The sequence below is a fragment of the Actinomycetospora termitidis genome (assembly GCF_030286555.1).
Taxonomy (GTDB): Bacteria; Actinomycetota; Actinomycetes; order Mycobacteriales; family Pseudonocardiaceae; genus Actinomycetospora; species Actinomycetospora termitidis.
Genome location: NZ_JASVWF010000004.1, coordinates 201,824 through 227,369 on the forward strand (window position 1 = coordinate 201,824; position 25,546 = coordinate 227,369).

Genomic DNA, 25,546 nt, shown 5'->3' on the forward strand with positions numbered 1-25,546 from the left:
AAGCTGCGGGAGTGCCGCTCGTTCAGAGCTCCAGCAGGCCCCGCACGACCGTGGCGAGCGCCCCGACCGCCGCGACGCCGAGCATCAGGCGCCGCCCGAGCACCGGGTCCAGCCGGCGCTGGACCGGCGCGCCGAGCAGGACCCCGACGGTGATCGCGACCAGGCCCGCCACCCACGTGACCGCGCCCAGATCGGGGACCCCCTTCACGAGCAGCGCCGTGAGGTTGACCGCGAGCAGCACGGCCTGGGCGGTCGGCACGAACACGCGCGGCTCGATCCGCTGCGAGGCTCCGTAGGCCGAGATCAGCGGTCCGCCGACGCCCGCGGTGGCGTTGACGAACCCGGCGGCGACCCCCGAGCCGACGGCCCCGACCGGCCCGCGCAGCGCCGCCCCGGCGGCCGGCACCACGGACAGCGCCACCCCGAGCAGCGCCAGCAGGCCAACGACGACGAGCAGCGGCGCCTCGGGCAGCGTCGTCGCCACCAGGGCGCCCGCGGGCACGCCGACCGCCGCCCCGGCCAGCAGCAGCCCGACGGCCGACCACCGGGCGTCCCGCCAGGTCTGCACGAGCACCAGGGTGCACAGCACGCTCTGCAGGGCGTTGCCGAACGACACCCCGTCGCGCGGTCCGAGCACCGCGACCAGGAACGGCGCCCCGACCAGCGCCAGGCCGAGTCCGGTGGTGCGCTGCAGGGTCGCGCCCGCGGCGATCGGGACGGCCACCAGGAGGGCCGCGACGACGGGGCTCATGGCGGCATCCTCGCACTGCGTAGTCAGCACGGTGCGTGACTGGATCTGGCGATGACTGCCCCGAATCGGGCACAATCACGGCGTTCGTGACACTCAGAGTGAGAAGAGGTGCGCCATGTCCACTCGCCTGGCCCAGCCGACCCGCCCCGTAGTCGGGAAGGAGGTCGCGGAGCGTCAGCACATCGGTGGGCAACCCCACGCGAAGACCGCCGGTGCCCCGCCGGGCCGGCGCGTGCTCGCCGTCCTCGGGCTGGCGTCCCTGCTGCTGCTCGGTGCCTGCGGCTCCGGTGGCGGCGGCGTGTCCGTGCGATGCAGCGGCCCGAACTGCACCGCGACCGTGAGCGCCGCCCCCATCGAGGTGGAGGAGCCCGGCACGAGCTCGACCCAGACGGTGCGCCGCAACGGCACCACCACCAAGACCACGACCCGGCGCGACGGCGACGTCGACTTCCGCGTCGTCGCGATGGGCCCGGGCTGGGTGGACGTGGTCGACGACGGGCAGTTCCGCCTGCCGGTCGGCAGCGAGTTCCCGGAGGACGACTCCCGCGTGCGCCTGGCGAGCTCCGACGGCCGCACGGCGGTGTTCACCTGGGGGAGGTGAGCACCGCCGCGCGCGGGACTACACGTTCATCGCGACGTACTTGATCTCCAGGTACTCGTCGATCCCGACGTCGCCGCCCTCACGGCCCAGACCGGACTGCTTGACCCCGCCGAAGGGGGCGCCGGCGTTGGACACCATGCCCTGGTTCAGGCCGACCATGCCCGCCTCGAGGCGCTCCGAGAGCCGGATGGCCCGCTGCAGGTCCTTGGTGTAGAGGTAGCTGACCAGGCCGAACTCGGTGTCGTTGGCCGCGCGGATGGCCTCGTCGTCGTCGGTGAAGGTGAAGATCGGGGCCACCGGCCCGAAGATCTCCTCCTTGACCAGGCGCGCGGAGGTCGGCACGTCGGCGAGCACGGTCGGCGGGTAGAAGTAGCCGGCGCCGTTCGGGATCTGCCCGCCGGTGCGGACCTTCGCGCCCTTCTGGACGGCGTCGTCGACCAGCTCGGCGACCTTGTCGCGCTGGTCGGCCTCGACGAGCGGGCCGACCTCGACGCCCTCGTCAGTGCCGCGGCCGACCGTCATCGCGCCCATCCGGTCGACGAGCTTCTTGGTGAACTCCTCGGCGACGTCGGCGTGCACGTAGAAGCGGTTGGCCGCGGTGCAGGCCTCGCCGATGTTGCGCATCTTGGCGAGCATCGCGCCGTCCACCGCGGCGTCGACGTCGGCGTCGGCGCACACCACGAACGGTGCGTTGCCGCCGAGCTCCATCGAGGTCTTGAGCACCTGCTTCGCGGACTGCTCGATGAGCTTCTGCCCGACCTCGGTCGACCCGGTGAACGACAGCTTGCGGATGCGGCCGTCCTCGATCAGCGGGCCCATCACCCTGCCGGTCGACTTCGTGGTGACGACGTTGAGCACGCCCTCGGGCAGCCCCGCCTGCGCCAGGATGTCGGCGAGCTTGAGGATCGTCAGCGGCGTCAGCGACGCCGGCTTGATCACCATCGTGCAGCCGGCGGCGATCGCCGGGCCGATCTTGCGGGTGCCCATCGCCAGCGGGAAGTTCCACGGCGTGATGAGCAGGCACGGCCCGATCGGCTGGCGCATCACCAGCACGCGGCCGTTGCCGGTCGCGTTGACCTTCCACTCGCCGTTGATGCGCACGGTCTCCTCGGAGAACCAGCGGAAGAACTCGGCGGCGTAGGTGATCTCGGCCTTGGACTCGGCCAGCGGCTTGCCCATCTCGAGGGTCATGAGCATCGCGATGTCGTCGGCCTGCTCGGTGATCATCTCGAAGGCGCGGCGCAGGATCTCCCCGCGCTCGCGGGGTGCGGTCGCCGCCCACTCGGCCTGCTTGGCGTGCGCGGCCTCGAGGGCCGCGATGCCGTCCTCGGGGGACGCGTCGGCGACCTCGCACAGGATCTCACCGGTGGACGGGTCCTCGACCGGGAACGTCTTCCCCTCCGCGGCGTCCCGTTCGCGGCCGCCGATCAGCAGCTTCTTCGGGACGTCCTCGATGACCCGTCGCTCGCGGTCGGCGTCACTCATCTCTGCGCTCAGCTCCTCTTCGCAGCTCGTCCGGCGCGCCGTAGGTGCCCGGACCGGCGGTCGGCTACGCACCGGCCGGGGAGCGACGCCACATCCGCTCCGAGGGCGCGGCCCCTCCACCACTCCTACGCTCGCGGGCGTGTTCTCTCCACACGTCGTGGTCGCTCCCCGCCCCGATCTCCCGCAGCGCGTGCCCGACGACCGCTCCTCGGGCAAGGTCGTGGTCGTCGGCGGGGGACTCGCCGGGGTGACCGCCGCGACCGTCCTCGCCGAGCGGGGACTGACGGTGGAGCTGCTCGAGGCCGCGCCGCGGCTCGGGGGCCGGCTCGGCACGTGGCCGCGCACGCTGCCCGACGGGACCGACGTCACCGTCGAGCACGGCTACCACGGGTTCTTCCGGCAGTACTACACGCTGCGCGACGTCCTGCGGCGGATCGACCCGGACCTCGCCTTCCTGCGCGACGTCGGCGGCTACCCGGTCGAGAGCCGGGAGTGGGAGTCCGAGGACTTCTCCGACCTCCCGACGACGCCGCTGGCCAACCTCGCCGCCCTGGTCTGGAAGTCCCCGAGCTTCCGCCTCCGCGACCTGCGCAAGGTCGACGGCCGCGAGGCCCTCGCCATGCTGCGCTACGACCCGGTGCGCACCTTCGCCGAGCACGACCACCGCACCACCGCCGAGCTGCTGGACTCGTTCGGCTTCTCCGAGCGCGGCCGCGCGATGCTCTTCGAGGTCTTCGCGCACTCGTTCTTCAACACCGAGCAGCGCTACTCGGCGGCCGAGTTCCTCGCGATGTGCCACTTCTACTTCACCGGCAACCCCGAGGGCCTCGGGATGGACGTCCCGGTCGACCAGTACGCGGCGACGATCTGGGACCCGTTCGCCCGGCTGCTGGACAAGCACGGTGCGACGGTGACGACGGGGGCGCGCGCCACGATGGTCGTGGACGGGCCGGGCGGCTGGTCGGTGGGCGTCGAGGGCGGCGCGTCCCGGACCGCGCGCCACCTCGTCGTCGCCACCGACGTCCCGGCCACCCGCGAGCTGTTCGCCCGCTCTCCCGCCTTCGCGACGACGGGTCCGCGGCTGGCCGCGCAGGTGGCCGACCTGCCCGGCGGGGAGCCCTACGTCGTCGCGCGCCTGTGGTGCCGGGGCGACGTCGACGCGGCGCACGCCCCCTTCACCGGGGTCACCCGCGAACGGATCCTCGACTCGGTGACGCTGTTCCACCGCATCGAGGCGGAGTCCGCGGCGTGGGCCGCGCGCACCGGCGGTTCGGTGATCGAGCTGCACTCCTACGCCTGCCCGCACTCCGCGACGCGGGACGAGCTGGTCGCCGAGATGCGCCGTGAGCTCGCGGGGCTGTGGCCGGAGTTCGCCGGCCTCGAGGTGCTCGACGTCGACGCCCACCTCTACGACAACGCGCCCGGCTTCGACCCGGGGTTCCACGTGCGCCGGCCCGGCGTGGTCACCGACGCCCGCGGGCTGCGGCTGGCGGGGGACTGGGTGGCCACCGACATCCCGTCCGCCCTCATGGAGCGGGCCGCCGTGACCGGCGTGCTCGCGGCCAACGACGTCCTGCGTGAGGAGGGCGTGGCGCCCGAGCCGATCCGCTCGATCGCGCCGCGCGGCGTGCTCGCGGGACGCAGACGATAAGGTGCGGCGCACAGTTCGATCACGGCTCGACGAGAGGGAGAACGTGCAGACCCGACGGGTGGCGTCCTTGCTGGTCATCGCGGCGGCCTCGGCGGCCGTGCTGTCGGGGTGCGTGTACTCCGCGGAGCCCGCGCCCGGCTCGCCGTCGAACCCGAACGTGTTCTCCACCGAGGGCTTCCCGCCGCCCGGCCCCGCGCCGGTGCCCGGGCAGATCACCCCCGGCCCGGTCGCCCCGCCCGCCCCGGCCGACGAGCCCCGCCCGGCCACCGGCCCGCAGGGCCCCCAGCCGACCCCGTCGCCGGCCACCCGCGAGGGCGAGCCGGTGCCGTCGAACGCGCCCGCGCCGGCCCCGGGCAGCTAGGCACCCTCCTCCGTGTCAGCAATGCGGCCTTGCTGACGTCGGACGTCACAAATCCGGGTGGTACGACGGCGGGTCAGGCCGACCCGTCGTCGGGAAGGGCCCGGCGACGACGGCGGCCGCGGGACGAGATGACGATCCCGATCAGGCCGAGCGTGCCCGAGATCGCGAACGCGATGAACGACTGCGGCGAGATCCCACCGGTGACCGCGTCGCCGAGGAACACCACCGCCGCCGTGCCCGGGACGAGCCCGACGAGCGTGCCGATCACGTAGGCGGGCCACCGCACGCTCGTGACGCCCAGGGTGTAGTTCAGCGGCGCGAACGGGATGCCGACCAGGCGTGACGAGGTCACCGTCAGCAACTCCCGCTCGCAGAGCCGTTCCTCCAGCGCCTGCACGCGCTTCGGTCCGAGCCGGTGGATCGCCCGGCCGCCCAGGCGGCGCGCGATCCAGAAGCCGATCAGCGCCGAGACCATCGACGCGGCCACCGCGATCGCGATGCCCCACGCCGGGCCGAACATCAACCCCGCCGCGAGCGTGAACGCGGTGCGGGGGATGGGCGTCGTCGTGATGATCGCGTGGACGAGGAAGAAGACCAGCGGGGCGGCGGGACCGATCTCCATGACCCACGCGCGCAGCTCCGACGGCGAGGGCAGCGGGACGACGATCGCCACCACCAGCACCGCGGCCAGCACGGCGAGAGCCACCAGGCCCCGCGTCCGGTTCCGCACCTCGGTCCCCTCGTTCGGCAGCCGCCCGACGGGCCCCCAGACTACTCAGCCGACGCGCGCGAAGAGTCCCTGGTATTCCCGCACGATGCCGATCTCGTCGACGGTGAAGCCGAACTCGCCGTAGGTGGGGTCCGCGTAGACCCACCGGTCCTCGGTCTCGCGGCGGTAGGTCTGCGCCACCCGCTGCACCGCGAGCGAGGGCACGTCGACCCACGCCACGTCGACCGTCCGCTGCTCGCCGACCGCCAGCCCGAGCCGGCGCACGACGAGCGTGTTCGTCAGCGGCGAGACCGAGATGTCGACGTCGTGGCAGCCCTCGAGGTCCGACCAGTCGCGGCCGTCCAGGGTCCAGTGGCCGAGCGCGTCGGCGGTGAGGGTCACCCGGTCCAGGCCGTCGCCGCCGAGGGCCTCGAGGAAGCACGCGCGGGTCTGCCAGCGCGCGTCGACGACCACCGAGAACCGCGCCGACCACGGCCGGGGGGCCGCCTGCTCACCGATCGGACCGGTGTCGTCGGGGGAGTCCGCACCGATCGCGGCGCCGTCGAGGAGGAACGCCGCGTCCGGCTGCTCGGGGGTCGGCTCCATCTCGGAGATCGCGCCGTGCACCAGCCCGTGCGGCTCGTCCAGGCGACGCCAGAGTGCGGAGGTCAGGGGCACCGCGACATCGTGGCACGATCGGGAGGGGACGAAGTCGATCAGGTCGGAGGGCGAGGCGTGACCGAGCCGCAGGACAGCAGGCGCCCCGACGACGCGAGCGGGCCGGCCGGGGTCCCGCCCTGGAATCCGGGGAGCGCGGGCCCGGGCACCGGCGGGTGGCAGGCGCCGACGCCCTCGACACCGCCGACACCCCCGCCCGGCCCCGCCCCGGCCGCCGGCCCGCCCCCGCAGGACCCATGGGGCTTCGGCGGTCCGGTCGCCGCCCCGCGCCCCGGGATCGTCCCGCTGCGCCCCCTGGCCCTCGGCGAGCTGCTGGACGGGGCGTTCCAGTACATCCGCGCGCACCCGCGGGTGGTGCTGGGCGTGTCGGCGGTGATCGCCGTGATCACGACCCTCGTCCAGGCCCCCTTCCAGGCCACCTACGGCCAGTCGCTGGAGACCTTCGTCGGGCCCACCGGCGGGCAGCCGGACCTGGACGCCCTCGCCGGGGTGCTCGGCGGGGCCTCCGCGCTGCTCGGGGTGAGCGCCGTCGTCGGGCTGCTGGCGAACACGGTGCTGACGGGGCTGCTCGTCGTCGTGCTGTCGCGGTCGGTCCTCGGCGCACCGGTCGACGCCCGGGAGTGCTGGAACGCAGCCCGGCCGCGGCTGCCGGGCCTGCTGGGCGTGGTCCTGCTCGTGGCGCTCGCGACGATCCTGGCCTTCGCGGTGTTCCTCGTCCCGGCCGGCGTCGTCGCCCTGGCCGGTTCGACCGGGGTGGCCGCGGCGCTGGCCGTGCTCGGCACGCTCGCCGGCGCGGCCGCGGCGATCGTGGTCGGGGTGCTGCTCGCGCTGGCCGCCCCCGCCTACGTGCTCGAGGGGGTCGGCGTGATGGCGGCGCTGACTCGGTCCCGCGCACTGGTCACCGGCCGGTTCTGGCCGGTCCTGGGCATCCTGCTGCTGGGCACCGTCATCGTGGTGATCGTGTCCGGGCTGGTCGGGGTGCCGTTCGGGCTGGCCGCGACCGGGGTTGCCGTGGCCGCCGACACCAGCCCCTACGCGACGCTGCCGCTGCTCGTCTCGTCCGTCGGCACCGTCATCGGCGCCACGCTCACCGCGCCGTTCCAGGCCGGGGTCACCGGGCTGCTCTACATCGACCAGCGGATGCGCCGCGAGGGCTTCGACATCGAGCTGCAGCGGGCCGCGCGAGCCTGATGGCCCCACCCCCGCCGCCGCTCACCCCGACCGCCGACGAGGCCCGGGGACTCGCGGCGCGCGAGCTGGCGCAGGCCGCCTACCGGACCCGGGAGCCGGGCGTGCTCGAGCAGCTCGGCCGGTGGCTGCTCGAGCGGCTCGACGATCTGGTCGGGCTCCTCACGGCGCAGCGCGCCGGCGGGGCGGGCGGGGTGCTGGTGGTCCTCGCGCTCGTGGTGGTCGTGGTCGTCGTCGTGCGGCGCCGGCTCGGCCGCGCGGCCCGCACCGCCCACGCCGGCGCGGCCTCCCTCGACGACACCGGGCTCACCGCCGCCGACCACCGCCGTCGGGCGGAGGACCACGCCGACGACGGCCGGTTCGACGACGCGGTCCGCGAGTGGATGCGGGCGCTCGTGCGCGGGCTGGAGGAGCGCGACGTGCTCGCCGGCCGTCCCGGCCGGACCGCCGGGGAGGCCGCCCGCGAGGCGTCCGCGGTGCTCCCCGGCGCGGCGGACGCCCTGGCCGACGCCGCCCGGTGCTTCGACGAGACCGTGTACGGCGGGCGGTCCGCCGACGCCGGCTCGGTGGCCCGGATGCGGGCGGCCGACCGGGCCGTCGGCGAGCAGCGGGTGGCGGCCGGGTGAGCCTCGCCGGGCGGGTGCGGCGCAGTCGGGGTCCGGTGGTCGTCGGCGTGCTGATCCTGGTCGCGGCGGCGGTGCTGGCGATCGCGGGGACGCGGGTGGGTGAGGGTCTCCTGGAGCCGGCGGGCGTCGACCCGTCGGGCAGCGGCGCCCTCGTCGCGGTGCTGCGCGAGCAGGGCGTGCGGGTGGACGTCGCCACCCGCCCCGAGGACGTCGTCGGGGCCGGTCCGGCGACGACGGTGCTGGTCGCGTTCCCCGAGCGGCTCGGGACGGCGGGTCGGCTGGCCCTCGCGCACGCCGGCTCCGACGTCGTCCTCGTGGCACCCGACGCGGCGACGCTCGAGGCCCTCGCGCCGGGTGTGCGGCGCACCGAGCCGCCGTCCTCGCTGACCACCACCGGCGTCGTCCCGACCCCCGACTGCGCCCTGCCCGCCGCCCGCGCCGCCGGCCCCCTGGTCCTGGACGGCGACGTCTACGAACTCACCCCGCCCGCCGTCGGCTGCTACCCGACCGACGGCACCGTGCCGCTCGCGGTCAGCGGACGGACCGTCGTGGTCGGGACGCCGGGTCCCTTCACCAACGAGACCCTCGACCGGAACGGCAACGCCGCGCTCGTCCTGACGCTCCTCGGCGCCCACCCGCGGGTCCTCTGGTACCTGCCCGCGCCGGGCGCCGGGGGCGACGTGTCGGTGGCCGACCTGGTCCCGCGCGGCGTCGTCTGGGGCACGGTGATGCTGCTGCTGGCCGGGGGAGCGGCGGCGCTGTGGCGGGGACGGCGACTCGGGCCGGTCGTCGCGGAACGCCTGCCGGTGCGAGTCGCGGCGGCGGAGACCACCCGAGGGCGCGCGGCGCTCTACCGGCGGATCGGGGCCCGCGGGCGGGCGGCGGCGATCCTGCGGGCGGACGCCCGGCGCCGGTGGACGACGCGTCTCGGCCTCCCGCCCGACGCGCCCACACCCGCCGTCGGGAAGGATCTCCTGGACGGCCCGGAGCCGGCGGACGACGCCGCGCTCGTGCAGCTGGCGGACGACCTGGACGACCTCGTGTCGGGAGACGTAGCGCAGCGGAGCTCGACCCGAAGAGACAGGAGAGAGACGTGACCCCGGACGAGGCCCGCGAGGCCCTGACCGCGCTGCGGGGCGAGGTGGCGAAGGCGGTGGTCGGGCACGACGCCGCCGTCACCGGCCTGGTGATCGCCCTGCTCTCGCGGCGGCACGTGCTGCTCGAGGGGGTGCCGGGCGTCGCGAAGACCCTGCTGGTGCGGGCGGTCGCGGCGGCGTGCTCGCTGGAGAACCGCCGCGTGCAGTTCACGCCCGACCTGATGCCGGGCGACGTCACCGGGTCGCTGGTCCTGGACGGGCGGTCGGCGTCGTTCGAGTTCCGGCCCGGCCCGGTGTTCACGAACCTCCTGCTCGCCGACGAGATCAACCGCACCCCGCCGAAGACCCAGGCGTCGCTGCTGGAGGCGATGGAGGAGTTCCAGGTCTCCGTCGACGGCGTCCCGCGCCCCCTGCCCGACCCGTTCGTCGTCGTCGCGACGCAGAACCCCGTCGAGTACGAGGGCACCTACCCGCTGCCCGAGGCCCAGCTCGACCGGTTCCTCGTCAAGCTCGTCCTGCCGCTGCCCGAGCGGGACGCGGAGATCGAGGTGCTGGGCCGGCACGCCTCCGGGTTCGACCCGCGGGACCTCTCGGCCATCCGGCCCGTGGCGGGCGCCGAGCACCTGACGGCGGGGCGGGCCGCGGTCGCGGCGGTGTCCGCGCGGCCGGAGGTGCTCGCCTACGTCGTCGACGTCTGCCGGGCGACCCGGGCCTCGCCGTCGGTCGCGCTCGGCGCCTCACCCCGAGGCGCGACGGCGTTGCTGGTCGCCGCGCGGGCGTGGGCGTGGCTGTCCGGGCGCGACTACGTGACCCCGGACGACGTCAAGGCCTGGGCCCTCCCCGTCCTGCGCCACCGGCTCGCGTTGCGTCCGGAGGCCGAGCTGGAGGGCGTGACGACCGACGGGGTCGTCACCGGTGTCCTCGACGCGGTGCCCGTCCCCCGCTGATGGCGGTCTCCGGGCGGTTCGCGGCGGCCATGGTGGTCGGGGCCCTGGTCGTGGGGTTCGTCGTGCCGTCGCTCGCGGGGTTCCTGGGCGTCGTCGCGGCGCTGCTCGTGGGCGTGCTGGTGGATCTGGTGCGGGCGGGGTCGCCGTCCGGCGTGGGGCTCGAGCGCGCCGAGGACCTCGTGCAGGTGCGGCTGGGGGACGAGGTCGCGACCGCGGTCGTCGTCACGAACCCTTCCCGACGACGGGTCGTGGGCGTCCTGCGCGACGCCTGGCCGCCGTCGTGTTCCGCCGCTCCCGAGCGCCACCCGCTGGACGTGCCGCCGGGGGAGCGGCGGCGGGTGGTCTCCGTCCTGCGGCCGTCCCGGCGCGGTGAGCACGCGGCCGCCGTGGTGACGCTCCGGGCGTGGGGGCCGCTGGGGCTCGCGGCACGGCAGGCCTCGCGGGCGGTGCCCGGCCGGGTGCGGGTGCTGCCGGAGTTCGCCTCCCGACGCCACCTGCCGGCCCGGCTGGCCCGGCTGCGGGAGCTGGACGGACGGCGGGCGGTGCAGGTCCGCGGGGCCGGGACGGAGTTCGACTCGCTGCGGGAGTACGTCGAGGGCGACGACGTCCGGTCGATCGACTGGCGGGCGTCGGCGCGCTCGGCCGGCCCGGTGGTGCGCACCTGGAGGCCCGAGCGCGACCGGCACGTGCTGGTCGTGCTGGACACCGGCCGCACCGCGGCGGCCCTGGTGGGAGACGCGCCGCGGCTCGACGCCGCCCTGGACGCCGCGCTGCTGCTCGCCGCGCTGGCCACCCGTGGCGGGGACCGGGTCGACCTCCTGGCCGTGGACCGTTCTGTGCGCGCCTCCGTGATCGGCGCCCGCGACCCGCTCCCCGCCATGACGACGGCCCTCTCCGGGGTGGAGGCGACCCTCGTGGAGACCGACATGCGGCTGCTCGCGGCAGCCGTGCTGCGGCGGGCGTCGCGGCGTTCGCTCGTCGTGCTGTTCACCGGTCTCGACGACACCGCCCTCGCCGAGGGCCTCGAACCGGTGCTCGGCCCGCTGCTGCACCGGCACACGCTGCTCGTGGCGGGGGTGACCGACCCGGTCGTGACGGCGATGGCGGCAGGTCGGGGGTCGGGCGAGGCGGTCTACGGCGCGGCCGCGGCGTCGGTGGCGCTGGCGGAGCGGCAGGGTGTCGTGGGGCGACTCGCCCGGCGCGGGGTCGAGGTCGTGGACGCCCCGCCGGACGAGCTCGCGCCCGCCGTCGCCGACCGGTACCTGGCGTTGAAGGCGCGGGGACGGATGTAGCGCTGCGGGCCCGAGGGGTACATGAGGCACCTCCCGACGGCGTTCGAGGTGCCTGGTGTACCTCTCGCGCTCACGCACCCCGCTGGGCCGATCGCGAGAGGTACATGGCGCACCGTTCGCGGCTCCCCGAGGTGCGTCATGGAGTTCTCGCGGTGGCAGCGCCTGCCCGCGTTGCGCCACGCACACGGCCCGGGCGGGCGGCCCGACCCCCCATCACCGTTGCGCCACGCACACGGCCCGGGCGGGCGAGCCCCCCGGTCACCGTTGCGCCACGCACACGGCTCGGGCGGGCAGCCCCACCCCACACCACCGTTGCGCCACGCACACGGCTGGCTCGGTCCCTCGCGGACCGTGCGCGTCCCGCAACACCCCACCGACGGCACGTCGCTGGACGTCGCCGTGTGCGCGACGCAACGCCTCGCAGCGGCTGCACCAAGTCCGACGACCGTGTGCGCGACGCAACGTCGTGGTGCTCGGGCCCGCGACGGTGCGGCTTTTCTGACGTCCAGTGACAGCAGTGACGCATTGCTGCCACTCAGGCGCCCGCGTCGAGCACCTCCGCCCGCGTGCGCAGCACCCGCCGACCGTGCAGCACGTAGGCCAGGAACAGCAGCTCGGCCACCACGCCGATGCCGATGCGCGCCCACGTGGGGAGGCCGGACGGCGTCACGAAGGCCTCGATGATCCCCGAGACGAGCAGCACGCCGACGAGGCCGAGCGCGATCCCGACCGTGATCCGCGCCTGCCGCGCGAGCGACCGCGCCCGGGTCAGAGGGCCCGGGTCGATCCACGACCACCCCAGCTTCAGGCCCGCCCCCGCGGCCACGAACACCGCCGTCAGTTCGAGCAGGCCGTGCGGGGTGATGAGGCCGAGGAAGAGGCCGAGGCGGTCGTTGGCGGTCAGGATGCCGGCCGAGATGCCGACGTTGACGACGTTCTGCGCCAGCACCCACAGCACCGGCAGCACGAGGACACCGCTGATCAGGCAGGTGGCGGCGACCAGGGCGTTGTTCGTCCACACGCGCGCGGCGAACGAGGCCGCCGGGTTGGACGAGTAGTAGGAGGCGAACTCCTCGTCGACGAGGCGCCTGGTCTCCTCGGGCGTGGCGATGGCCGCAGCGACGTCCGGACTCGCGGCGATCCACCACCCGACGACGACCATGAGCAGCACCGAGAGCACCGCCGTCGGCACCCACCACCGGGCGGACGCGGCGAGGGCCGCGGGGAACTCCTCGACCACGAACCGCCGTACCACGCCCCAGCTCCACGGCGTCGTGCCCAGCACCGCGGATCGTCCCCGCGCCACCAACGACGACAGCCGGGACACCAGCGCCGGGTCGGGGGAGGAGGACCGCACGACCGACAGGTGCGTCGCGGTGCGCCGGTAGAGGTCCAGGGCTTCGTCGGCCTCGTCGGCGGACCAGCGCCCGCGTCCGCGCAGCAGCGCCTCGAGCCGGTCCCACTCGGCGCGGTGGGCGTCGGTGTACGCGTCGACGTCCACTCGCGGATCTCCTTCCCGTGTTCTCCCGGCCTGGCAGCATGTCCGCCCGTGGCCCCACCGGAACCCGGCGTCGACTCGATCGTCACCGGCGAAGCCGTCGAACTCGATCTCGCTCCCGCCAAGCTACCGAGCCGGGCGCTGGCGTTCGCGCTGGACGTGGTGATCATCGGGGCGCTGATGACGGCGGCGATCGTGGTCGTGGTGGTGAGCGGCGTCGAGGTCGACGGGGCCGCCGCGGCGGCGATCGGGGTCACCCTCGCCGTGCTCGCGTTCGTGGTGTGGCCGACGGCGTGGGAGACGCTGACCCGCGGGCGCTCGCCGGGCAAGGCGGCGTTCGGACTGCGGGTGGTCTCCGACGACGGCGGGCCGATCCGCTTCCGGCAGGCGCTCGTCCGCGCGCTCGCGGGCCTGTTCGTCGACTTCGGGCTGCTCAGCGGGGTGGTCGCGGTCGTCGTGTCCGCGTGCACCCGGCGCGGGCAGCGCGTGGGTGACCTGCTGGCCGGGACGATCGTGCTGCGGGAGCGGGTTCCGCGCTCGACCCGCCGGGTCGCCCTGCCCGACCCCGACCCGGCCCTGGCCGGCTGGGCCTCGACGCTGCAGCTCTCCGCCCTGCCCGACGACCTCGCCCTCGCCGCGCGGCAGTTCCTCGGCCGCGCCGGCGACCTCGACCCGACCGTGCGCCGCACCCTCGGCGAGCAGCTCGCGACCGACGTGGCGCAGCGGGTCGCGCCGGACCCGCCGTCGGGAACGAGCGCGGAGGCCTTCCTGACGGCGGTCCTGGCGGAGCGCCGACGCCGGGCGTCGTCCTAGCGGACCTGGCCCTCGCCTCCGAGCTCGACCGCCCGCCGGACGACGTCGGCGAAGCCGGCGAGGTCGAGGTCCCCGGACCGCGTGACCTTGATGCAGCTCCGTCCGACCGACACCTTCCCGAGCGTCGGCACGTGGGCCTCCGGCAGGTACCGGCCGTCCTCGACGGCGCTGACGTAGATGCTGAGCTGCCTGCTCCCGCCACGCAGCGAGATCAGGTGGGCGTCGCCCTCCCGGCCGGAGTCGTAGCGGTAGTGGAACCGGCCGTACCCGAGCATCGACCCGGTCCGGATCGGCGGCACGAGACCGGGCGCGGCCTCGGCGATCGTCCGGTGGACCTCGTCGACGACCGCGGCCTGCCTGGCGTCGAGGGCGTCGCGGAACGCCATGAGGTCCGGGCCGTCGGAGTCGGTCACGAGGAGCGCCTCAGTTCCGCAGCCGGACGCTCGAGGACACGACCAGCACCGACGACAGCGCCATCGCCAACCCCGCGATCAGCGGGCTGAGCAGGCCGAACGCCGCCAACGGGATCGCGGCGACGTTGTAGCCGAAGGCCCAGACGAGGTTGCGGCGGATCGTCGTGGCGGTGCGCTTCGCGAGGTCCAGGGCGTCCGGGACGGCGCCCAGGTCGTCGCGCACGAGGATCACGTCGGCCGCCTCCAGGGCGACGTCGGTGCCGGCACCGACCGCGAGGCCGAGGTCGGCGGCGGCCAGAGCGGGGCCGTCGTTGACGCCGTCGCCGACCATGGCCACGCGACGCCCGCCCTCCTGCAGGGACCGCAGCGCGTCGACCTTGCCCTCGGGCAGCACGTCGGCGATCACCTCGTCGACCCCGACGGCCGCGCCGACCGCCGACGCCGCCTCGGACCGGTCGCCCGACAGCAGGACCGTCCGCAGCCCGGCCACGCGGAGGCGCGCGATCGCAGGCGCCGCCGAGGGCTTGACCTCGTCGGTCAGCTCGAACACGGCCACCTCGTCGCCGTCCAGCGTGACGACGACGAGCGTCGAGTCCGCTTGCGGCTCCGGGGCCCACGCCGGGAGCGCTCCGGTCGGCTTGCCGAGCCGCACCTCAACCCCGTCGACCACGCCGCGGGCGCCGAGCCCGGGCAGCGCCTCGAAGCCCTCCACCGCCGGCAGGTCGGGGACCTCGGCCCGCGCGCACGCCACGACCGCCCGGGCGACGGCGTGCTCCGACGCGTCCTCCACGGCCCCCGAAGCCGCCAGCACCCGCCGTCGGGAATCGTCGTGGAGGAGGTGCACGGCCCGGACCGTCATCGCGCCGGTCGTCACCGTGCCGGTCTTGTCCAGGACGACGGTGTCGACGACGCGCGACGTCTCCAGCGCCTGGTGGCTCTTGAGGAAGATGCCCTCGCGGGCGCCGCGCCCGGAGGCGACGAGCATCGCGGTCGGCGTGGCCAGGCCCAGCGCGCACGGGCACGCGATCACCAGCACCGCGAGCGCGGCGGAGAAGACCTGCCCCGCGGACCCGCCGAACGCCCACCAGCCCAGCGCGGTCAGCACGGACAGCGCGATGACGATCGGCACGAACACCGACGAGATGCGGTCGACGAGCCGCTGCACCGACGCCTTCGACGCCTGCGCGGACTCGACCAGCCGGATCATCCCGGCGAGCTGCGTCGCCCCGCCGACCGCCGTCGCCGTCACGACGAGCCGCCCCGACGTCGCGACCGTCCCGCCCGTCACCGCGTCGCCGGCGGCGACCTCGACGGGCACGGTCTCGCCGGTCAGCATCGACCGGTCCACGGCACTCGCGCCGATGTCGACGGTCCCGTCGGTCGCGATCTTCTCGCCGGGCCGCACCACGAAGCGGGTCCCGACGGCGAGCGCGGAGGCCGGGATGCGGGTCTCGGTGCCGTCGGGCAGCAGCACCGCGACGTCCCGGGCGGCCAACGCGGCCAGGGCCGCCAGCGCGTCCCCGGCGGAGCGCTTCGCCCGGGCCTCGACGTAGCGCCCGGCGAGCACGAACGTCGTCACCGCCGCCGCGACCTCGAGGTAGAGCGGGCCGACCGGGTCGAGGAAGACCGACAACGCGCCCTGCGAGGGGTCGGGGAGGTGCCCCGTCAGGATCGACCCCAACGACCACACCGTCGCCGCGATGATCCCCAGCGAGATCAGCGTGTCCATCGACGACGCCCCGTGCCGGGCGTTGACGAACGCCGCGCGGTGCAGCGGCCACGCGGACCACACGACGACGGGCGCCGCCAGCGCCGTCACCACCCACTCCCACCCGGGGAAGCGCGCCTCGGGCAGCACCGCGAGGACCAGGGGCAGGTCGACCATCGGGATGAACAGCACGGCCGCGACGACGAGCCGGCGCCAGAGGTCGGCCACGCGGTCGTCGCGGACGGCCGCGACCTCGTCGCGCTCGTCGTCGGGGTCGGCCGAGAGCGGCGTCGCCCCGTAGCCGAGCCGGGCGACGACGTCCACGACGTCCTGGCGCGCGACGTCGGGCCGCAGGGTCACCGTGGCGCGCTCGGTCGCGTAGTTGACCGCGGCCGTCACGCCGTCGACCTTGTTCAGCCGGCGCTCGATGCGCGACGCGCACGCGGCGCAGGTCATCCCCGTGAGCAGGAAGTCCTGGGGAGCGCTCTCCTCCCGCGCGTCGACGACGGTCATGCTCCGATGGTGCGCCCCCGGCGCGGGCGCGTCCACGTCGGGGTGTCACCATCGGGCCCGTGACCAGCACCAGCGAGCCCGGGACGACGGAGCCGGAGGCCGACCCCGATCCCGACGGCCGCGGTGCCACCGGCGCGGCGACGTTCGCGCTGGTCGTCGCGGGGATGGCACTCGTCAGCGCCTGGACCGGCTGGGGCGGGATGGTCCTCGGGCTGGTCGCGCTCGTCGCCGCCGTCGTGGCGCTGATGCGGGTGCGCTCCGGGCGGGCGTCGGGTCGGGGTAAGCCCCTGGCCGCGCTCGGTGTGGCGATCATCGCCGTCGTGATCGGCACCGCGATCGAGTGGCCGACCATCGAGTCCGCGGTGACGTACCTGCACGCCTCGCAGGCCCGCACGCTCGACGAGTGCATGCGCCAGGCGATCAACGAGAAGGAACAGCACGTCTGCAAGTCCCAGCACCTCGACGAGTACCGGGCGCGCTACCCGGACCGTCTCGACCCGTGAGGCGCCTCCTCCCCGCTCTCGCCGCGGGCCTGGTGACGGTGCTCGTCGCCGCCCTGCTGCTGGGCCGCTCGGCCTACCCGGTGCTGGGGCTGGCCGATCCCGGCGAGCTCGTCCAGCTCGGGGTGCCGCTGCTGCGCGCCCTCGCGGCCGGTGCGGCCGCCGTCGTGCTCGGGGCGCTGGTGCACGGGCTGGTCGTCGTCCCCGGCACGCCCTCCGCGACGGTGCGCGGGGTCGCCTCCGGTGCCGCCTGGGCGTGGGCCGTCCTCGCGTTCGGGACCGCGGTGTTCACGGTCGCGGACGTCTCCGGCGGCTTCGTCGCGCCCGGCCCGGACCTCGTCGTCGGGATGGTGGTGCGCGCGGCACCCGTCGGGTGGCTGGCGTGCGCGGTCGGCGCGGCCGTCGTCGCGGTGTGGGTGCGCGAGGCGCGGACCTGGTCGTCGTCGCTGGGCGCCGGGGTGCTGGCGTGCGTGTCGCTGCTCGGGCCGGTGATGACCGGGCACGCGATCGACGGGGTCGGGAAGGACCTCGGGACGCCGGCGGTCGCGCTGCACGTGATCGCGGCGACGGTGTGGCTCGGAACGATCGGGGCCCAGCTGGTCGCGCCGGTCTCCCCGGCGCGCAGCGGTGCGGTGTCCACGGTGTGCGCGGTGGTGACGATCGCGAGCGGGGTCCTCGCGTCGGCGGTGCTCGTGCCGTCGTGGGGCGAGCTCGCGACCGCCTACGGCGTGCTCGTGCTGGCCGCGGCCGCCGTCACCGTGGTGGTGCTCGGGGTACTCGTCCGGCGGCGCCTCACGGGGTCGACGGCCCTCGTGGTCACGGAGCTGGCGCTGCTCGCCGTCGTGACGGCGTTGTCGGTGGCGATGACCCGCGCGGTGCCGCCGGTCCAGGCGCCCTTCCACACGACACCGACCGAGGCGATGCTCGGCTTCCGCATCCCCGATCCGCCGACGGTCGGGAGGCTCCTCACGGAGTGGCGGCTCGACGTGTGGTTCGCGGCGCTCGCGGTCGTGCTCGTGGTGGTCTATGCCCGGTGGCTCCGGCGGGTCGAGGGATGGCCGCTCGGTCGGTCGGTGTCGTGGTTCGCCGGCTGCGCGCTGCTGGTGGTGGCCACGTCCTCGGGGATCGGGCGCTACGCGGACGCCCTGTACAGCGTGCACGTCGCGGAGCACATGCTGATCAGCATCGTCGTGCCGGTGCTGCTGGTGCTCGGGGCGCCGATCACCCTCGCCCGGCGTGCGCTGCCGGACGAGGGGGACACGCAGCGCAGCGGAGCTGGACCATCCGGCACAGACGCCCGCGACCGGCTCGAGGCCGCCCTCGACGCCCCGCTGCTGCGCCTGCTGACCCACCCGGCCGTCGCGGCCGTCGTCATGGTGGGGTCGCCGTTCGCGTTCTACCTGACCCCGCTGTTCTCCCTGCTCCAGCCGCTGGGCTGGCTCATGCCCGCGATCTCGCTGTGGTTCCTGACGGCGGGCGTGCTGTTCTTCTGGGTGATCATCGGGGTCGACCCGGTCCCGGGGCGGGAGCTGCCCCACGTCGCCCGGCTCGCCGTGCTCATCGCGTCGATGCCGTTCCACGCGCTGTTCGGCGCGATCCTGCTGGCCGCCGACACCCCGGTCGCGCAGACCCCCTCGACCCTGGCCGCCGACGGCGGGGGCGGGCAGGTCTTCGTCACCGACTTCTACTCGCGCCTGCGCCTGCCCTGGGCGCCGGACCTGCTCGCCGACCAGCACGTCGCGGCGCTGCTGTCGTGGGGGATGGGCGACCTGCCACTCGTGGGCGTCCTGGTGATCCTGCTGGTCCAGTGGCACCGGGCCAGCGTCGCCGAGGACGCGGCCGCCCGGGACCTGCTCGCCGCCCGGCGCTGATCCCGCGCCCCGCTTCCCGATCGAACGGCACTCTCGCGCGCATAGAAGCAGCGAGAGTGCCGCTCGCTCGGAAGGTGCATCTCACCTTGTGGGACGAGTTCTCGCATCGTGAGCACTCGTGAGGCATGCTGACGACCCGTGAGCACGGAGACGAGCGCCCCCGCCCGACCACGACGCCGCTGGGCGATCCTCGTGGTCGGCGTGCTCGCCCAGACCGCGGCGTCGGCCTTCGTCTACGGCATCCCGTTCCTGGTCCCGACGCTGCGCGACGAGCGGGGCCTGTCGCTGGCCGAGGTGGGGGTCGTCGTCGCGGCCCCGACGACGGGTCTGCTGCTCGCTCTCGTCGCGTGGGGCGTGGTGGTCGACCGGGTGGGGGAGCGGGTCCCGATGGCGACCGGGCTGGGCGTCGCCGGCCTCGTCGTCGGCGGGCTGGCGCTCGAGACCCCGTCGTCGCTGGTCACGATCGTGCTGCTGCTGGCCGTGGGCGGGCTCGGCGCGGCCTCGGTGAACGCGGCGAGCGGGCGGCTGATCATGGGCTGGTTCTCCGCCGACGAGCGCGGGGTCGCCATGGGCATCCGCCAGACCGCCCAGCCGCTCGGTGTGGCGCTCGCGGCCCTGCTGCTGCCGGTGCTCGCGACGACCCAGGGGCCGTTCGTCGCCCTGGGCTGGACGGGCCTGGCCTGCCTGATCGCCGCGGTGCTCGTCGTCGTGGTGGCCCAGGACGCACCCCGGCGGGCCCCGGAGCCGCACGAGCCGACCGGCAACCCGTACCGCACACCAACCCTGTACCGCCTGCACGCGGCCTCGGCGATGCTCGTGCTGCCGCAGTTCGCGATCTCCGCGTTCGCCCTCGAGTACCTGGTCCGCGAGCAGGGGTGGTCACCGGGGATCGCCGGCGTCTTCGTCGCGGTGTCCCAGATCGCGGGAGCGGCGGGCCGGATCGCGACCGGCTGGTGGTCCGACCGCGTCCGCTCCCGGCTGCGCCCCATGCGCCAGCTGGCCGTCGGCTCCGCCCTGGTGATGCTCGGGTTCGCCGCGGGATCGGTGTGGGTGCCGGTGATCGCGGTCGCGGCAATCGCGGTCGGCGCGATCGTGACGGTGGCCGACAACGGCCTGGCCTTCGTGTCCACGGCGGAGATGGCCGGACAGGCGTGGTCGGGCCGGGCGCTGGGCGTGCAGAACACGACCCAGAACATCGTCGCCTCGGCCGCCCCGCCCGTCCTGGGCGCGATCATCGGCGCGACGAGCTACGGCGTCGGGTTCACCGCGGCCGCCCTGGCGCCGCTGGTCGCGTTCGTCGTCACGCCGGTGCGCGCCGAACGCCGGTCATGATGCGTCCGGGCCCCACTCGCCCGGGGTGAACGCGCGCGACTCGACCAGGACGAGCCAGTTGCCCGAGTTGTCGCGCATGACCGCCTCCACGCCGTAGGGACGCTCGGACGGCGGCTGCACGAACTCGACGCCGAGGTCGACGAGGCGCGCGTACTCGGCCTGGCAGTCGTCGGTCGAGAGACCGAAGCCGCCCATGCTGCCCGCGGCGAGCGAGCGGCGGACCGCGTCGGCCATGTCCTCGGTCAGCGGCGGACCCGGCTCCATCAGCGTGACCTCGAGCTCTTGCTGCGACGGGTGCTTCACCGTCAGCCAGCGGAACCCCCCGCCCATGGTCACGTCGGTGCCCTCGACGAAGCCGAGGACGTCTCGTCGCAGGAGAACCTCTTGGCGTCGTCCTGGTCGGTGACGTACAGGGAGAACAGCGAGATGTTGGTGATCACGACGACGATCCTGCCGCCGCCCCCGGGCCGGACGGCTTCTCCCGGATTGCTCGGTCGGACAGCCCGTGCATCAGCACGAAGCAGCCCGGGATGCGCGGCGCACCGGAGGCCCAGCGGGCCTGGTACTCCGACGGGCTGACCCCGACGAGCCGGCGGAATCTCGTCGAGAACGACCCGAGCGAGGCGTAGCCGACGAGCCAACACACCTCGGTCACGGTCAGGTTCGTCGCGCGCAGCAGGTCCTGCGCGCGCTCCACCCGCCGCTCGGTGAGATACGCCGCCGGGGTGCGGCCGTAGGTCCGGGAGAAGCAGCGCAGGAAGTGGTACTTGGACAGGCCCGCCGTCGCCGCGAGGGCGTCGAGGTCGAGCGGCTCGGCGTACTCGCGGTCGATCCGGTCGCGGGCGCGGCGCAGGCCGACGAGGAGGTCCTCGGACACCTCCCGCGCGGCCACGGCGCTCAGACCAGGAAGCGGAAGGCCGGCGAGCCCGGCTCGAGCGCCTCGATCTGCAGCGGCGAGCGGGCCATGCGCTCCAGGAGCGGCTCGTAGTCCTCGCGGCGGCCGATCTCGACGCCGACGAGCGCCGGGCCGGACTCCCGGTTGTCGCGCTTGACGTACTCGAAGCGCGTGACGTCGTCGTCGGGACCGAGCACCTCGTCGAGGAAGCGACGGAGCGCGCCCGGCTCCTGCGGGAACTCGACGAGGAAGTAGTGCTTGAGCCCCTGGAAGCGCAGCGAGCGCTCGATGACCTCGGCGTAGCGCGACACGTCGTTGTTGCCGCCGGAGAGGATGACGACGACGGTCTCGCCGGGCGCCAGGTCGAGCTCCGGGCCGTCGGAGCGCACCGCGGCCCCGGCGAGCGCTCCGGCGGGCTCCGCGATGATGCCCTCGGTCTGGTAGAGCGCCAGCATCTCGGTGCAGACGAGGCCCTCGTCGACCGCGAGCACCTGCGCTCCGGAGCGCCGGATCAGCGGGAATGTCACCGCGCCCGCCTTGCGGACGGCGGCGCCGTCGACGAAGCGGTCGAAGCCGTCCTCGTCGAGCACCACGGGGCTGCCCGCGTGCAGGGCCGCCGCGACGTTGCGGGCCCCGGCCGGCTCGACCCCGATCACGCGCGTGCGCGGATGCGTCGCGGCCAGCCAGGTCGCGGTGCCGGCGAGCAGGCCGCCACCCCCGACCGGGACCACGACGACGTCGGGTGCGTGCCCGAGCTGCTCGACGACCTCGGCGATCACCGTGGCCTGGCCGGCCACGGTGCGGGAGTCGTCGAACGCGGGCACCAGCGTCGCCCCGGTCTCCTCGGCGTACGCGGTGGCCGCCGCGGAGGCCTCGTCGTAGGTGTCGCCGGTGACGACCAGCTCGACCATGTCCCCGCCCAGCGCGGCGATCCGCTCGCGCTTCTGGCGCGGCGTGGTGGACGGGATCACGACCCGCCCGCGCACCCGGTGCGTGGCGCAGGCGAAGGCGAAGCCCTGGGCGTGGTTGCCCGCGGACGCACAGACCACCCCGGCCGCGCGGGCCTCGTCGTCCAGCTGGGAGATCAGGTTGTAGGCGCCGCGCAGCTTGTAGGAGCGCCCGACCTGCAGGTCCTCGCGCTTGAACCAGACCTCGGCGCCGGAGTCGGCCGACAGGCGGGGGTTGTACTGCAGCTGGGTCCGCTCGGAAATGCCGGTGAGACGCTCCGCGGCCTCGAGTACCTGCTTCTCGAACGCGGTCCCGCCCGTCATCGCCGTCCTGCTTCCTGCTGGTGGTTGATCCGAACGGCTCATCGTAGGTCGCGCCGGGCCCGGAGGTTGTCGGTGGGTCCTGCTATCACTCGATCATCAGTTCGAACGAGGAGGACCGATGAAGGTGCTGGTGGCCACGGGGCGGACCCAAGGCGCGCGGGACAACGACTACCACCATGCGATCGAGGGGGAGCTGGTGCGGATCGACCCTCCGTGCCGGAAGGACCGCGACGATCCCGACGGCCGGTGCGGCTGCGGCCGGGGCTTCGCGGGGATGAACTCGCAACGGGCGACCACGACGGCGCGGGTGGCCGAGGTGCCGCTCACCCGCGAGGAGTACGCGGAGGCGCTGCGCTCGTCGCTGGAGCACGACGGGTACGAGCCCTGCACCTGCCGGTCCACCGACGAGGCCGACGCCCTCGCCGAGCTCGCCGCGACGTGGCCGGTCGGCGCGGTGATCGAACGCCGCCTCGACGAGCTGGCGCGCCGGGTCTCGCCCGAGGAGGTCCCGGCGTGAGGAGTTCCGGAGGTACCGTCGGGGCCATGGCGGCCAAGCGGCGGGTGAGCTTCTCGATCGACGAGTTCTCCCTGGAACTCCTCCAGGCCGCCGCCGACCGTGCCGGGAAGCCTCTGTCCGCGTGGCTCGCGAAGGCCGCCATCAGCGAGGCCGTGCGTCAGGGGGCACCGCGCGAGAACACCTGGGACGAGGCTGCCGCGATCGCCGACGACGCCGAACTCGCTGCGTCGGAGGCGATGATGCGTGCGTCGGGGTGAGCTGAACACCTACGTGGGCGACCTCGGTCGTCTGTGCCGCGCGTGGTTCGGACGGCGGGCAGGCCGCATCGATGCCCTGACTCTCGCTCGGGTGGACACCGTGCTGCGAGTGGCTCTCGACCTCTGACGGTTCATTCCCGGAGGACGTGCAGCAGCGGAGCCCCGGCCGCCACCGGGACCCCGATCGTCGCCGCTACGGACACGCGATCCGGGTCGACGTCGAGCACCACCGCCGGGCACACGGCCGACATCCCGCGGGCGCGGACGTCGTCCGGGGACCACCGCACGATCACGTCGCCGACCTGCACGCTTTCGCCCTCCGTGCGCACCACCTCGAACCCCTCGCCGCGCAGCCGCACGGTGTCGATGCCGAGATGCACGAGGACCCCGGTCGCGTCCCCCGTCGTCATCGCGAACGCGTGCGGGTGCACCTTCACCAGCGTCCCGGCGACCGGCGCGACCACCTCGACGGTGCCCGGGCCACTCGGCTCCACGGCCACACCCGGGCCGACCATCCCGGCCGCGAAGACCTCGTCGGGCACGGCGTCGAGCCCGACCACGGTGCCGGCCACCGGCGCCGCGACGATCACCGGCTCCTCAACTCCCCGTCGCTCCGCTCGCCTCGATCAGGTCGTGCACGTCGTCGGCGATCACGTCCGCCTGCGGACCGACCACCACCTGGACGACGCTGCCCTGCACGACGACGCCCGAGGCGCCCAGGGCCTTGAGGGCGGCCTGGTCGACGAGCGCGGGATCGCGGACCTCGGTGCGCAGGCGCGTGATGCAGGCCTCGAGGTCGTCGATGTTCGCCGCGCCGCCGAGTCCGGCGACGATCGCCGCTGCGTCCATGGCCCCGCACCCTCCCTTGACACCCCTCGTTGCTGCCTGCAACGTCCGCCGCACGGTACTGGAGGTGGGGCCCGATGACCGCGAGCACGGAGACGCCGTCCCGGGGCACACGGGGCCTCGCCGGGCTCCAGCGGCTCGGCCGCAGCCTCATGCTGCCGATCGCCGCGCTCCCGGCGGCCGGGCTCCTGCAGCGGCTCGGGCAGGACGACCTGCTCGGCGGGGTCGACGCCCTGAAGAACGTGGCCACGGTGCTCACCGGTGCCGGCGGCGCCCTCTTCGACAACCTGCCGCTGATCTTCGCGGTCGGCATCGCGATCGGGTGGGCCCGCCGCTCCGACGGGTCGACGGCCCTGGCCGCGGTCGTCGGCTACCTCGTACTCGCCGGGGTGTTCGAGGCACTCAGCCCGGTCCTGCTGCCGGGGCAGGTGGACTCGAAGGGCGAACCGGCGACGATCGACTACGGGGTGCTGGGCGGCATCCTCGTCGGCCTGGTCGCCGCGATCCTCTGGCAGCGCTACCACCGGATCAAGCTCCCGACCTACCTCGCGTTCTTCGGTGGTCGCCGCTTCGTCCCGATCGTCACCGCGCTCGCGACGATGCTGCTCGCCGTCGTGCTCGCGCTGGTCTACCCGCTGTTCAACGCGGGGCTGACCGCGCTCGGCAACGCCGTGGCGGCGAACGCGGTGGTCGGCGGGGGCATCTTCGGCATGGCCAACCGGCTGCTCATCCCGCTCGGCCTGCACCACATCCTCAACTCCGTGGTGTGGTTCGTCCTCGGCGACTACAACGGCGCCCAGGGCGACATCGCCCGGTTCTTCGCCGGCGACCCGACGGCCGGGACGTTCATGACGGGCTTCTTCCCTATCATGATGTTCGCGCTCCCCGCCGCCGCTCTCGCGATCGTCCACGAGGCACGCCCGGAGCAGCGCAAGGTCGTCGGCGGGATCATGGCCTCGGTCGCGCTGACCTCGTTCCTCACCGGCATCACCGAGCCGTTGGAGTACGCGTTCGTCTACGTCGCCTGGCCGCTCTACGTGGTGCACGCCGTGCTGACCGGCACCTCGCTGGCGCTGTGCAATGCGCTCGGCATCCACGACGGCTTCACCTTCTCCGCGGGCGCCATCGACTACGTCATCAACTTCGGGCAGGCGACGCGTCCGCTCTGGCTGATCCCGATCGGGTTGGGCTACGCCGTCGTCTACTACGTCGTGTTCCGCGTGGTGATCCGACGCTTCAACCTGCGCACGCCGGGGCGGGAGGAGGACGGCGAGGGCGCGGCGGTGTCGGCCGACCCGACCCGCGGGCCGGAGACCTGATGTACGCGGTGGTGGGTGCATCGGACACGCTGGCATGGCGGGTCGTCGAGGCGTTGCTCACCGAGGTCACCGGCGACGAGATCGCCTTCCTGGTCCCGGACGCCGAGCGCTTCGCCGCGTACGCGACCAGCCGCAACGTCGACGTCCGGGGCGACGAGGACGACGGACGCCTCGACGACGCCGAGGTCGTGGTCCTGCTCGGTCCCGACGACGGGTCGCTCGTCCCGTCCGTGGTCGGGCGCGTGGTCACCTGGGACGGCGGGCCCACGGTGTCCGTGCTCCGGCCCGGGCCCGCCGACCTCGACGGCGGCGACGACCCGCTCCTGGCGGTCGTGGCCGCGACGCTCGCCGACCGCCCCTGAGCGGACGAGGCCGTCGAGGCTGTCGGGGGGTCCTCATATCATGGT

Annotated in this window: 28 protein-coding genes; 16 read left to right on the forward strand and 12 right to left on the reverse strand. The window is 74.6% G+C overall.

The genetic code is table 11. The annotated features are described in order from the left end of the window. Window positions 1–22: 22 nt before the first annotated feature. Complete coding sequence (locus tag QRT03_RS19145) at window positions 23–751, reverse strand: TSUP family transporter (protein ID WP_286054608.1); 729 nt, start codon at window positions 749–751, stop codon at window positions 23–25. A 115-nt stretch (window positions 752–866) separates the two neighbouring features. On the opposite strand from QRT03_RS19145, the gene QRT03_RS19150 reads away from it, so the two are divergent. Next, on the forward strand, window positions 867–1,352 hold the full coding sequence (locus QRT03_RS19150; protein WP_286054609.1) for a hypothetical protein: 486 nt from the start codon (window positions 867–869) through the stop codon (window positions 1,350–1,352). Between the two features lie 18 nt (window positions 1,353–1,370). On the opposite strand, the gene QRT03_RS19155 is transcribed toward QRT03_RS19150, so the two are convergent. After that, window positions 1,371–2,837 carry an NAD-dependent succinate-semialdehyde dehydrogenase gene (locus QRT03_RS19155; protein WP_286054611.1) on the reverse strand — a complete coding sequence of 489 codons (1,467 nt, stop codon included), beginning with the start codon at window positions 2,835–2,837 and terminating at the stop codon, window positions 1,371–1,373. 139 nt (window positions 2,838–2,976) lie between these two features. Between QRT03_RS19155 and QRT03_RS19160 the strand changes: the two genes are divergently transcribed. Both QRT03_RS19160 and QRT03_RS19165 read left to right on the forward strand, forming a co-directional pair. After that, the gene (locus tag QRT03_RS19160) at window positions 2,977–4,488 is read left to right on the forward strand and encodes an FAD-dependent oxidoreductase (protein WP_286054613.1); all 1,512 of its coding nucleotides are present in this window, start codon (window positions 2,977–2,979) and stop codon (window positions 4,486–4,488) included. Window positions 4,489–4,531: 43 nt separating this feature from the next. Beyond that, complete coding sequence (locus tag QRT03_RS19165; protein WP_286054615.1) at window positions 4,532–4,849, forward strand: hypothetical protein; 318 nt, start codon at window positions 4,532–4,534, stop codon at window positions 4,847–4,849. Between the two features lie 73 nt (window positions 4,850–4,922). On the opposite strand, the gene QRT03_RS19170 is transcribed toward QRT03_RS19165, so the two are convergent. Both QRT03_RS19170 and QRT03_RS19175 read right to left on the reverse strand, forming a co-directional pair. Next, window positions 4,923–5,579: a TVP38/TMEM64 family protein gene (locus tag QRT03_RS19170; RefSeq protein ID WP_286054617.1), complete on the reverse strand. Its 657-nt coding sequence runs from the start codon at window positions 5,577–5,579 to the stop codon at window positions 4,923–4,925. Window positions 5,580–5,624: 45 nt separating this feature from the next. Continuing rightward, a complete protein-coding gene (locus QRT03_RS19175) occupies window positions 5,625–6,236 on the reverse strand; it encodes a putative glycolipid-binding domain-containing protein (protein WP_286054619.1) in 612 nt (203 codons plus the stop codon). A 57-nt stretch (window positions 6,237–6,293) separates the two neighbouring features. Between QRT03_RS19175 and QRT03_RS19180 the strand changes: the two genes are divergently transcribed. Genes QRT03_RS19180 through QRT03_RS19200 form a run of 5 tightly spaced genes read left to right on the forward strand, consistent with a single transcriptional unit; the run spans window position 6,294 to window position 11,386 of the window. Next, window positions 6,294–7,427, forward strand: coding sequence for a hypothetical protein (locus tag QRT03_RS19180; protein WP_286054620.1), 1,134 nt, complete (start codon window positions 6,294–6,296; stop codon window positions 7,425–7,427). Next, window positions 7,427–8,050, forward strand: coding sequence for a DUF4129 domain-containing protein (locus tag QRT03_RS19185; RefSeq protein WP_286054621.1), 624 nt, complete (start codon window positions 7,427–7,429; stop codon window positions 8,048–8,050). Before QRT03_RS19180 ends, QRT03_RS19185 begins: the two co-directional genes overlap by 1 nt. After that, window positions 8,047–9,147 (forward strand): DUF4350 domain-containing protein, encoded by a 1,101-nt coding sequence (locus QRT03_RS19190; RefSeq protein ID WP_286054622.1) that lies wholly within the window; start codon window positions 8,047–8,049, stop codon window positions 9,145–9,147. Before QRT03_RS19185 ends, QRT03_RS19190 begins: the two co-directional genes overlap by 4 nt. Beyond that, entirely contained in the window at window positions 9,144–10,094 is a 951-nt protein-coding gene (locus tag QRT03_RS19195) for an AAA family ATPase (protein WP_286054623.1), read from the forward strand. The genes QRT03_RS19190 and QRT03_RS19195 overlap by 4 nt, the downstream gene beginning before the upstream one ends. Beyond that, complete coding sequence (locus tag QRT03_RS19200; protein WP_286054624.1) at window positions 10,094–11,386, forward strand: DUF58 domain-containing protein; 1,293 nt, start codon at window positions 10,094–10,096, stop codon at window positions 11,384–11,386. Before QRT03_RS19195 ends, QRT03_RS19200 begins: the two co-directional genes overlap by 1 nt. Before the next feature lie 535 nt (window positions 11,387–11,921). Here the strand turns inward: QRT03_RS19200 and QRT03_RS19205 are convergent. Next, entirely contained in the window at window positions 11,922–12,887 is a 966-nt protein-coding gene (locus tag QRT03_RS19205; RefSeq protein ID WP_286054625.1) for a stage II sporulation protein M, read from the reverse strand. Between the two features lie 48 nt (window positions 12,888–12,935). On the opposite strand from QRT03_RS19205, the gene QRT03_RS19210 reads away from it, so the two are divergent. After that, complete coding sequence (locus QRT03_RS19210) at window positions 12,936–13,697, forward strand: RDD family protein (protein WP_286054626.1); 762 nt, start codon at window positions 12,936–12,938, stop codon at window positions 13,695–13,697. Here QRT03_RS19210 and QRT03_RS19215 read toward each other — a convergent pair. After that, window positions 13,694–14,110, reverse strand: a complete 417-nt coding sequence (locus QRT03_RS19215) for a DUF1801 domain-containing protein (protein ID WP_286054627.1) — start codon at window positions 14,108–14,110, stop codon at window positions 13,694–13,696. The genes QRT03_RS19210 and QRT03_RS19215 overlap by 4 nt on opposite strands. 10 nt (window positions 14,111–14,120) lie before the next feature. Beyond that, entirely contained in the window at window positions 14,121–16,331 is a 2,211-nt protein-coding gene (locus tag QRT03_RS19220) for a heavy metal translocating P-type ATPase (RefSeq protein WP_286054628.1), read from the reverse strand. A gap of 59 nt (window positions 16,332–16,390) precedes the next feature. Here QRT03_RS19220 and QRT03_RS19225 point away from each other — a divergent pair, with 59 nt between their 5' ends. From QRT03_RS19225 to QRT03_RS19235, 3 genes are all read left to right on the forward strand, one after another. Further along, window positions 16,391–16,834: a hypothetical protein gene (locus QRT03_RS19225; protein ID WP_286054629.1), complete on the forward strand. Its 444-nt coding sequence runs from the start codon at window positions 16,391–16,393 to the stop codon at window positions 16,832–16,834. Beyond that, a complete protein-coding gene (locus QRT03_RS19230) occupies window positions 16,831–18,702 on the forward strand; it encodes a cytochrome c oxidase assembly protein (protein ID WP_286054630.1) in 1,872 nt (623 codons plus the stop codon). The genes QRT03_RS19225 and QRT03_RS19230 overlap by 4 nt, the downstream gene beginning before the upstream one ends. 138 nt (window positions 18,703–18,840) lie before the next feature. Beyond that, window positions 18,841–20,034, forward strand: coding sequence for an MFS transporter (locus QRT03_RS19235; RefSeq protein WP_286054631.1), 1,194 nt, complete (start codon window positions 18,841–18,843; stop codon window positions 20,032–20,034). On the opposite strand, the gene QRT03_RS19240 is transcribed toward QRT03_RS19235, so the two are convergent. The 3 genes from QRT03_RS19240 to ilvA form a co-directional block, all read right to left on the reverse strand. Continuing rightward, window positions 20,029–20,364 carry a VOC family protein gene (locus QRT03_RS19240; protein WP_345783270.1) on the reverse strand — a complete coding sequence of 112 codons (336 nt, stop codon included), beginning with the start codon at window positions 20,362–20,364 and terminating at the stop codon, window positions 20,029–20,031. The genes QRT03_RS19235 and QRT03_RS19240 overlap by 6 nt on opposite strands. Window positions 20,365–20,470: 106 nt before the next feature. Beyond that, window positions 20,471–20,926 carry a helix-turn-helix transcriptional regulator gene (locus QRT03_RS19245; RefSeq protein ID WP_286054633.1) on the reverse strand — a complete coding sequence of 152 codons (456 nt, stop codon included), beginning with the start codon at window positions 20,924–20,926 and terminating at the stop codon, window positions 20,471–20,473. A 5-nt stretch (window positions 20,927–20,931) separates the two neighbouring features. Next, entirely contained in the window at window positions 20,932–22,200 is a 1,269-nt protein-coding gene (gene ilvA, locus QRT03_RS19250; RefSeq protein ID WP_286054634.1) for a threonine ammonia-lyase IlvA, read from the reverse strand. A 118-nt stretch (window positions 22,201–22,318) separates the two neighbouring features. Between ilvA and QRT03_RS19255 the strand changes: the two genes are divergently transcribed. Together QRT03_RS19255 and QRT03_RS19260 are read left to right on the forward strand one after the other, a co-directional pair. Then, a complete protein-coding gene (locus QRT03_RS19255) occupies window positions 22,319–22,717 on the forward strand; it encodes a DUF7715 family protein (protein ID WP_286054635.1) in 399 nt (132 codons plus the stop codon). Window positions 22,718–22,743: 26 nt separating this feature from the next. After that, window positions 22,744–22,974, forward strand: coding sequence for a hypothetical protein (locus tag QRT03_RS19260; protein WP_286054636.1), 231 nt, complete (start codon window positions 22,744–22,746; stop codon window positions 22,972–22,974). A 131-nt stretch (window positions 22,975–23,105) separates the two neighbouring features. Here QRT03_RS19260 and QRT03_RS19265 read toward each other — a convergent pair whose 3' ends face one another. Beyond that, the gene (locus QRT03_RS19265; protein WP_286054637.1) at window positions 23,106–23,564 is read right to left on the reverse strand and encodes a PTS sugar transporter subunit IIA; all 459 of its coding nucleotides are present in this window, start codon (window positions 23,562–23,564) and stop codon (window positions 23,106–23,108) included. 7 nt (window positions 23,565–23,571) lie between these two features. Next, window positions 23,572–23,865 carry a PTS sugar transporter subunit IIB gene (locus tag QRT03_RS19270; RefSeq protein ID WP_286054638.1) on the reverse strand — a complete coding sequence of 98 codons (294 nt, stop codon included), beginning with the start codon at window positions 23,863–23,865 and terminating at the stop codon, window positions 23,572–23,574. Between the two features lie 32 nt (window positions 23,866–23,897). Between QRT03_RS19270 and QRT03_RS19275 the strand changes: the two genes are divergently transcribed. Beyond that, window positions 23,898–25,139 carry a PTS transporter subunit EIIC gene (locus QRT03_RS19275; RefSeq protein WP_286054639.1) on the forward strand — a complete coding sequence of 414 codons (1,242 nt, stop codon included), beginning with the start codon at window positions 23,898–23,900 and terminating at the stop codon, window positions 25,137–25,139. Next, entirely contained in the window at window positions 25,139–25,501 is a 363-nt protein-coding gene (locus tag QRT03_RS19280; RefSeq protein WP_286054640.1) for a hypothetical protein, read from the forward strand. Before QRT03_RS19275 ends, QRT03_RS19280 begins: the two co-directional genes overlap by 1 nt. Window positions 25,502–25,546 lie beyond the last annotated feature (45 nt).

What these genes read in the sequence shown, in the direction of transcription:
- QRT03_RS19280 (WP_286054640.1), top strand. Translation starts at nt 25,139, where the DNA reads ATGTACGCGGTGGTGGGTGCATCGGACACGCTGGCATGGCGGGTCGTC.
- QRT03_RS19220 (WP_286054628.1), bottom strand. Translation starts at nt 16,331, where the DNA reads ATGACCGTCGTCGACGCGCGGGAGGAGAGCGCTCCCCAGGACTTCCTG.
- QRT03_RS19200 (WP_286054624.1), top strand. Translation starts at nt 10,094, where the DNA reads ATGGCGGTCTCCGGGCGGTTCGCGGCGGCCATGGTGGTCGGGGCCCTG.
- QRT03_RS19260 (WP_286054636.1), top strand. Translation starts at nt 22,744, where the DNA reads ATGGCGGCCAAGCGGCGGGTGAGCTTCTCGATCGACGAGTTCTCCCTG.
- QRT03_RS19255 (WP_286054635.1), top strand. Translation starts at nt 22,319, where the DNA reads ATGAAGGTGCTGGTGGCCACGGGGCGGACCCAAGGCGCGCGGGACAAC.
- ilvA (WP_286054634.1), bottom strand. Translation starts at nt 22,200, where the DNA reads ATGACGGGCGGGACCGCGTTCGAGAAGCAGGTACTCGAGGCCGCGGAG.
- QRT03_RS19240 (WP_345783270.1), bottom strand. Translation starts at nt 20,364, where the DNA reads ATGGGCGGGGGGTTCCGCTGGCTGACGGTGAAGCACCCGTCGCAGCAA.
- QRT03_RS19150 (WP_286054609.1), top strand. Translation starts at nt 867, where the DNA reads ATGTCCACTCGCCTGGCCCAGCCGACCCGCCCCGTAGTCGGGAAGGAG.
- QRT03_RS19145 (WP_286054608.1), bottom strand. Translation starts at nt 751, where the DNA reads ATGAGCCCCGTCGTCGCGGCCCTCCTGGTGGCCGTCCCGATCGCCGCG.
- QRT03_RS19185 (WP_286054621.1), top strand. Translation starts at nt 7,427, where the DNA reads ATGGCCCCACCCCCGCCGCCGCTCACCCCGACCGCCGACGAGGCCCGG.
- QRT03_RS19155 (WP_286054611.1), bottom strand. Translation starts at nt 2,837, where the DNA reads ATGAGTGACGCCGACCGCGAGCGACGGGTCATCGAGGACGTCCCGAAG.
- QRT03_RS19275 (WP_286054639.1), top strand. Translation starts at nt 23,898, where the DNA reads ATGACCGCGAGCACGGAGACGCCGTCCCGGGGCACACGGGGCCTCGCC.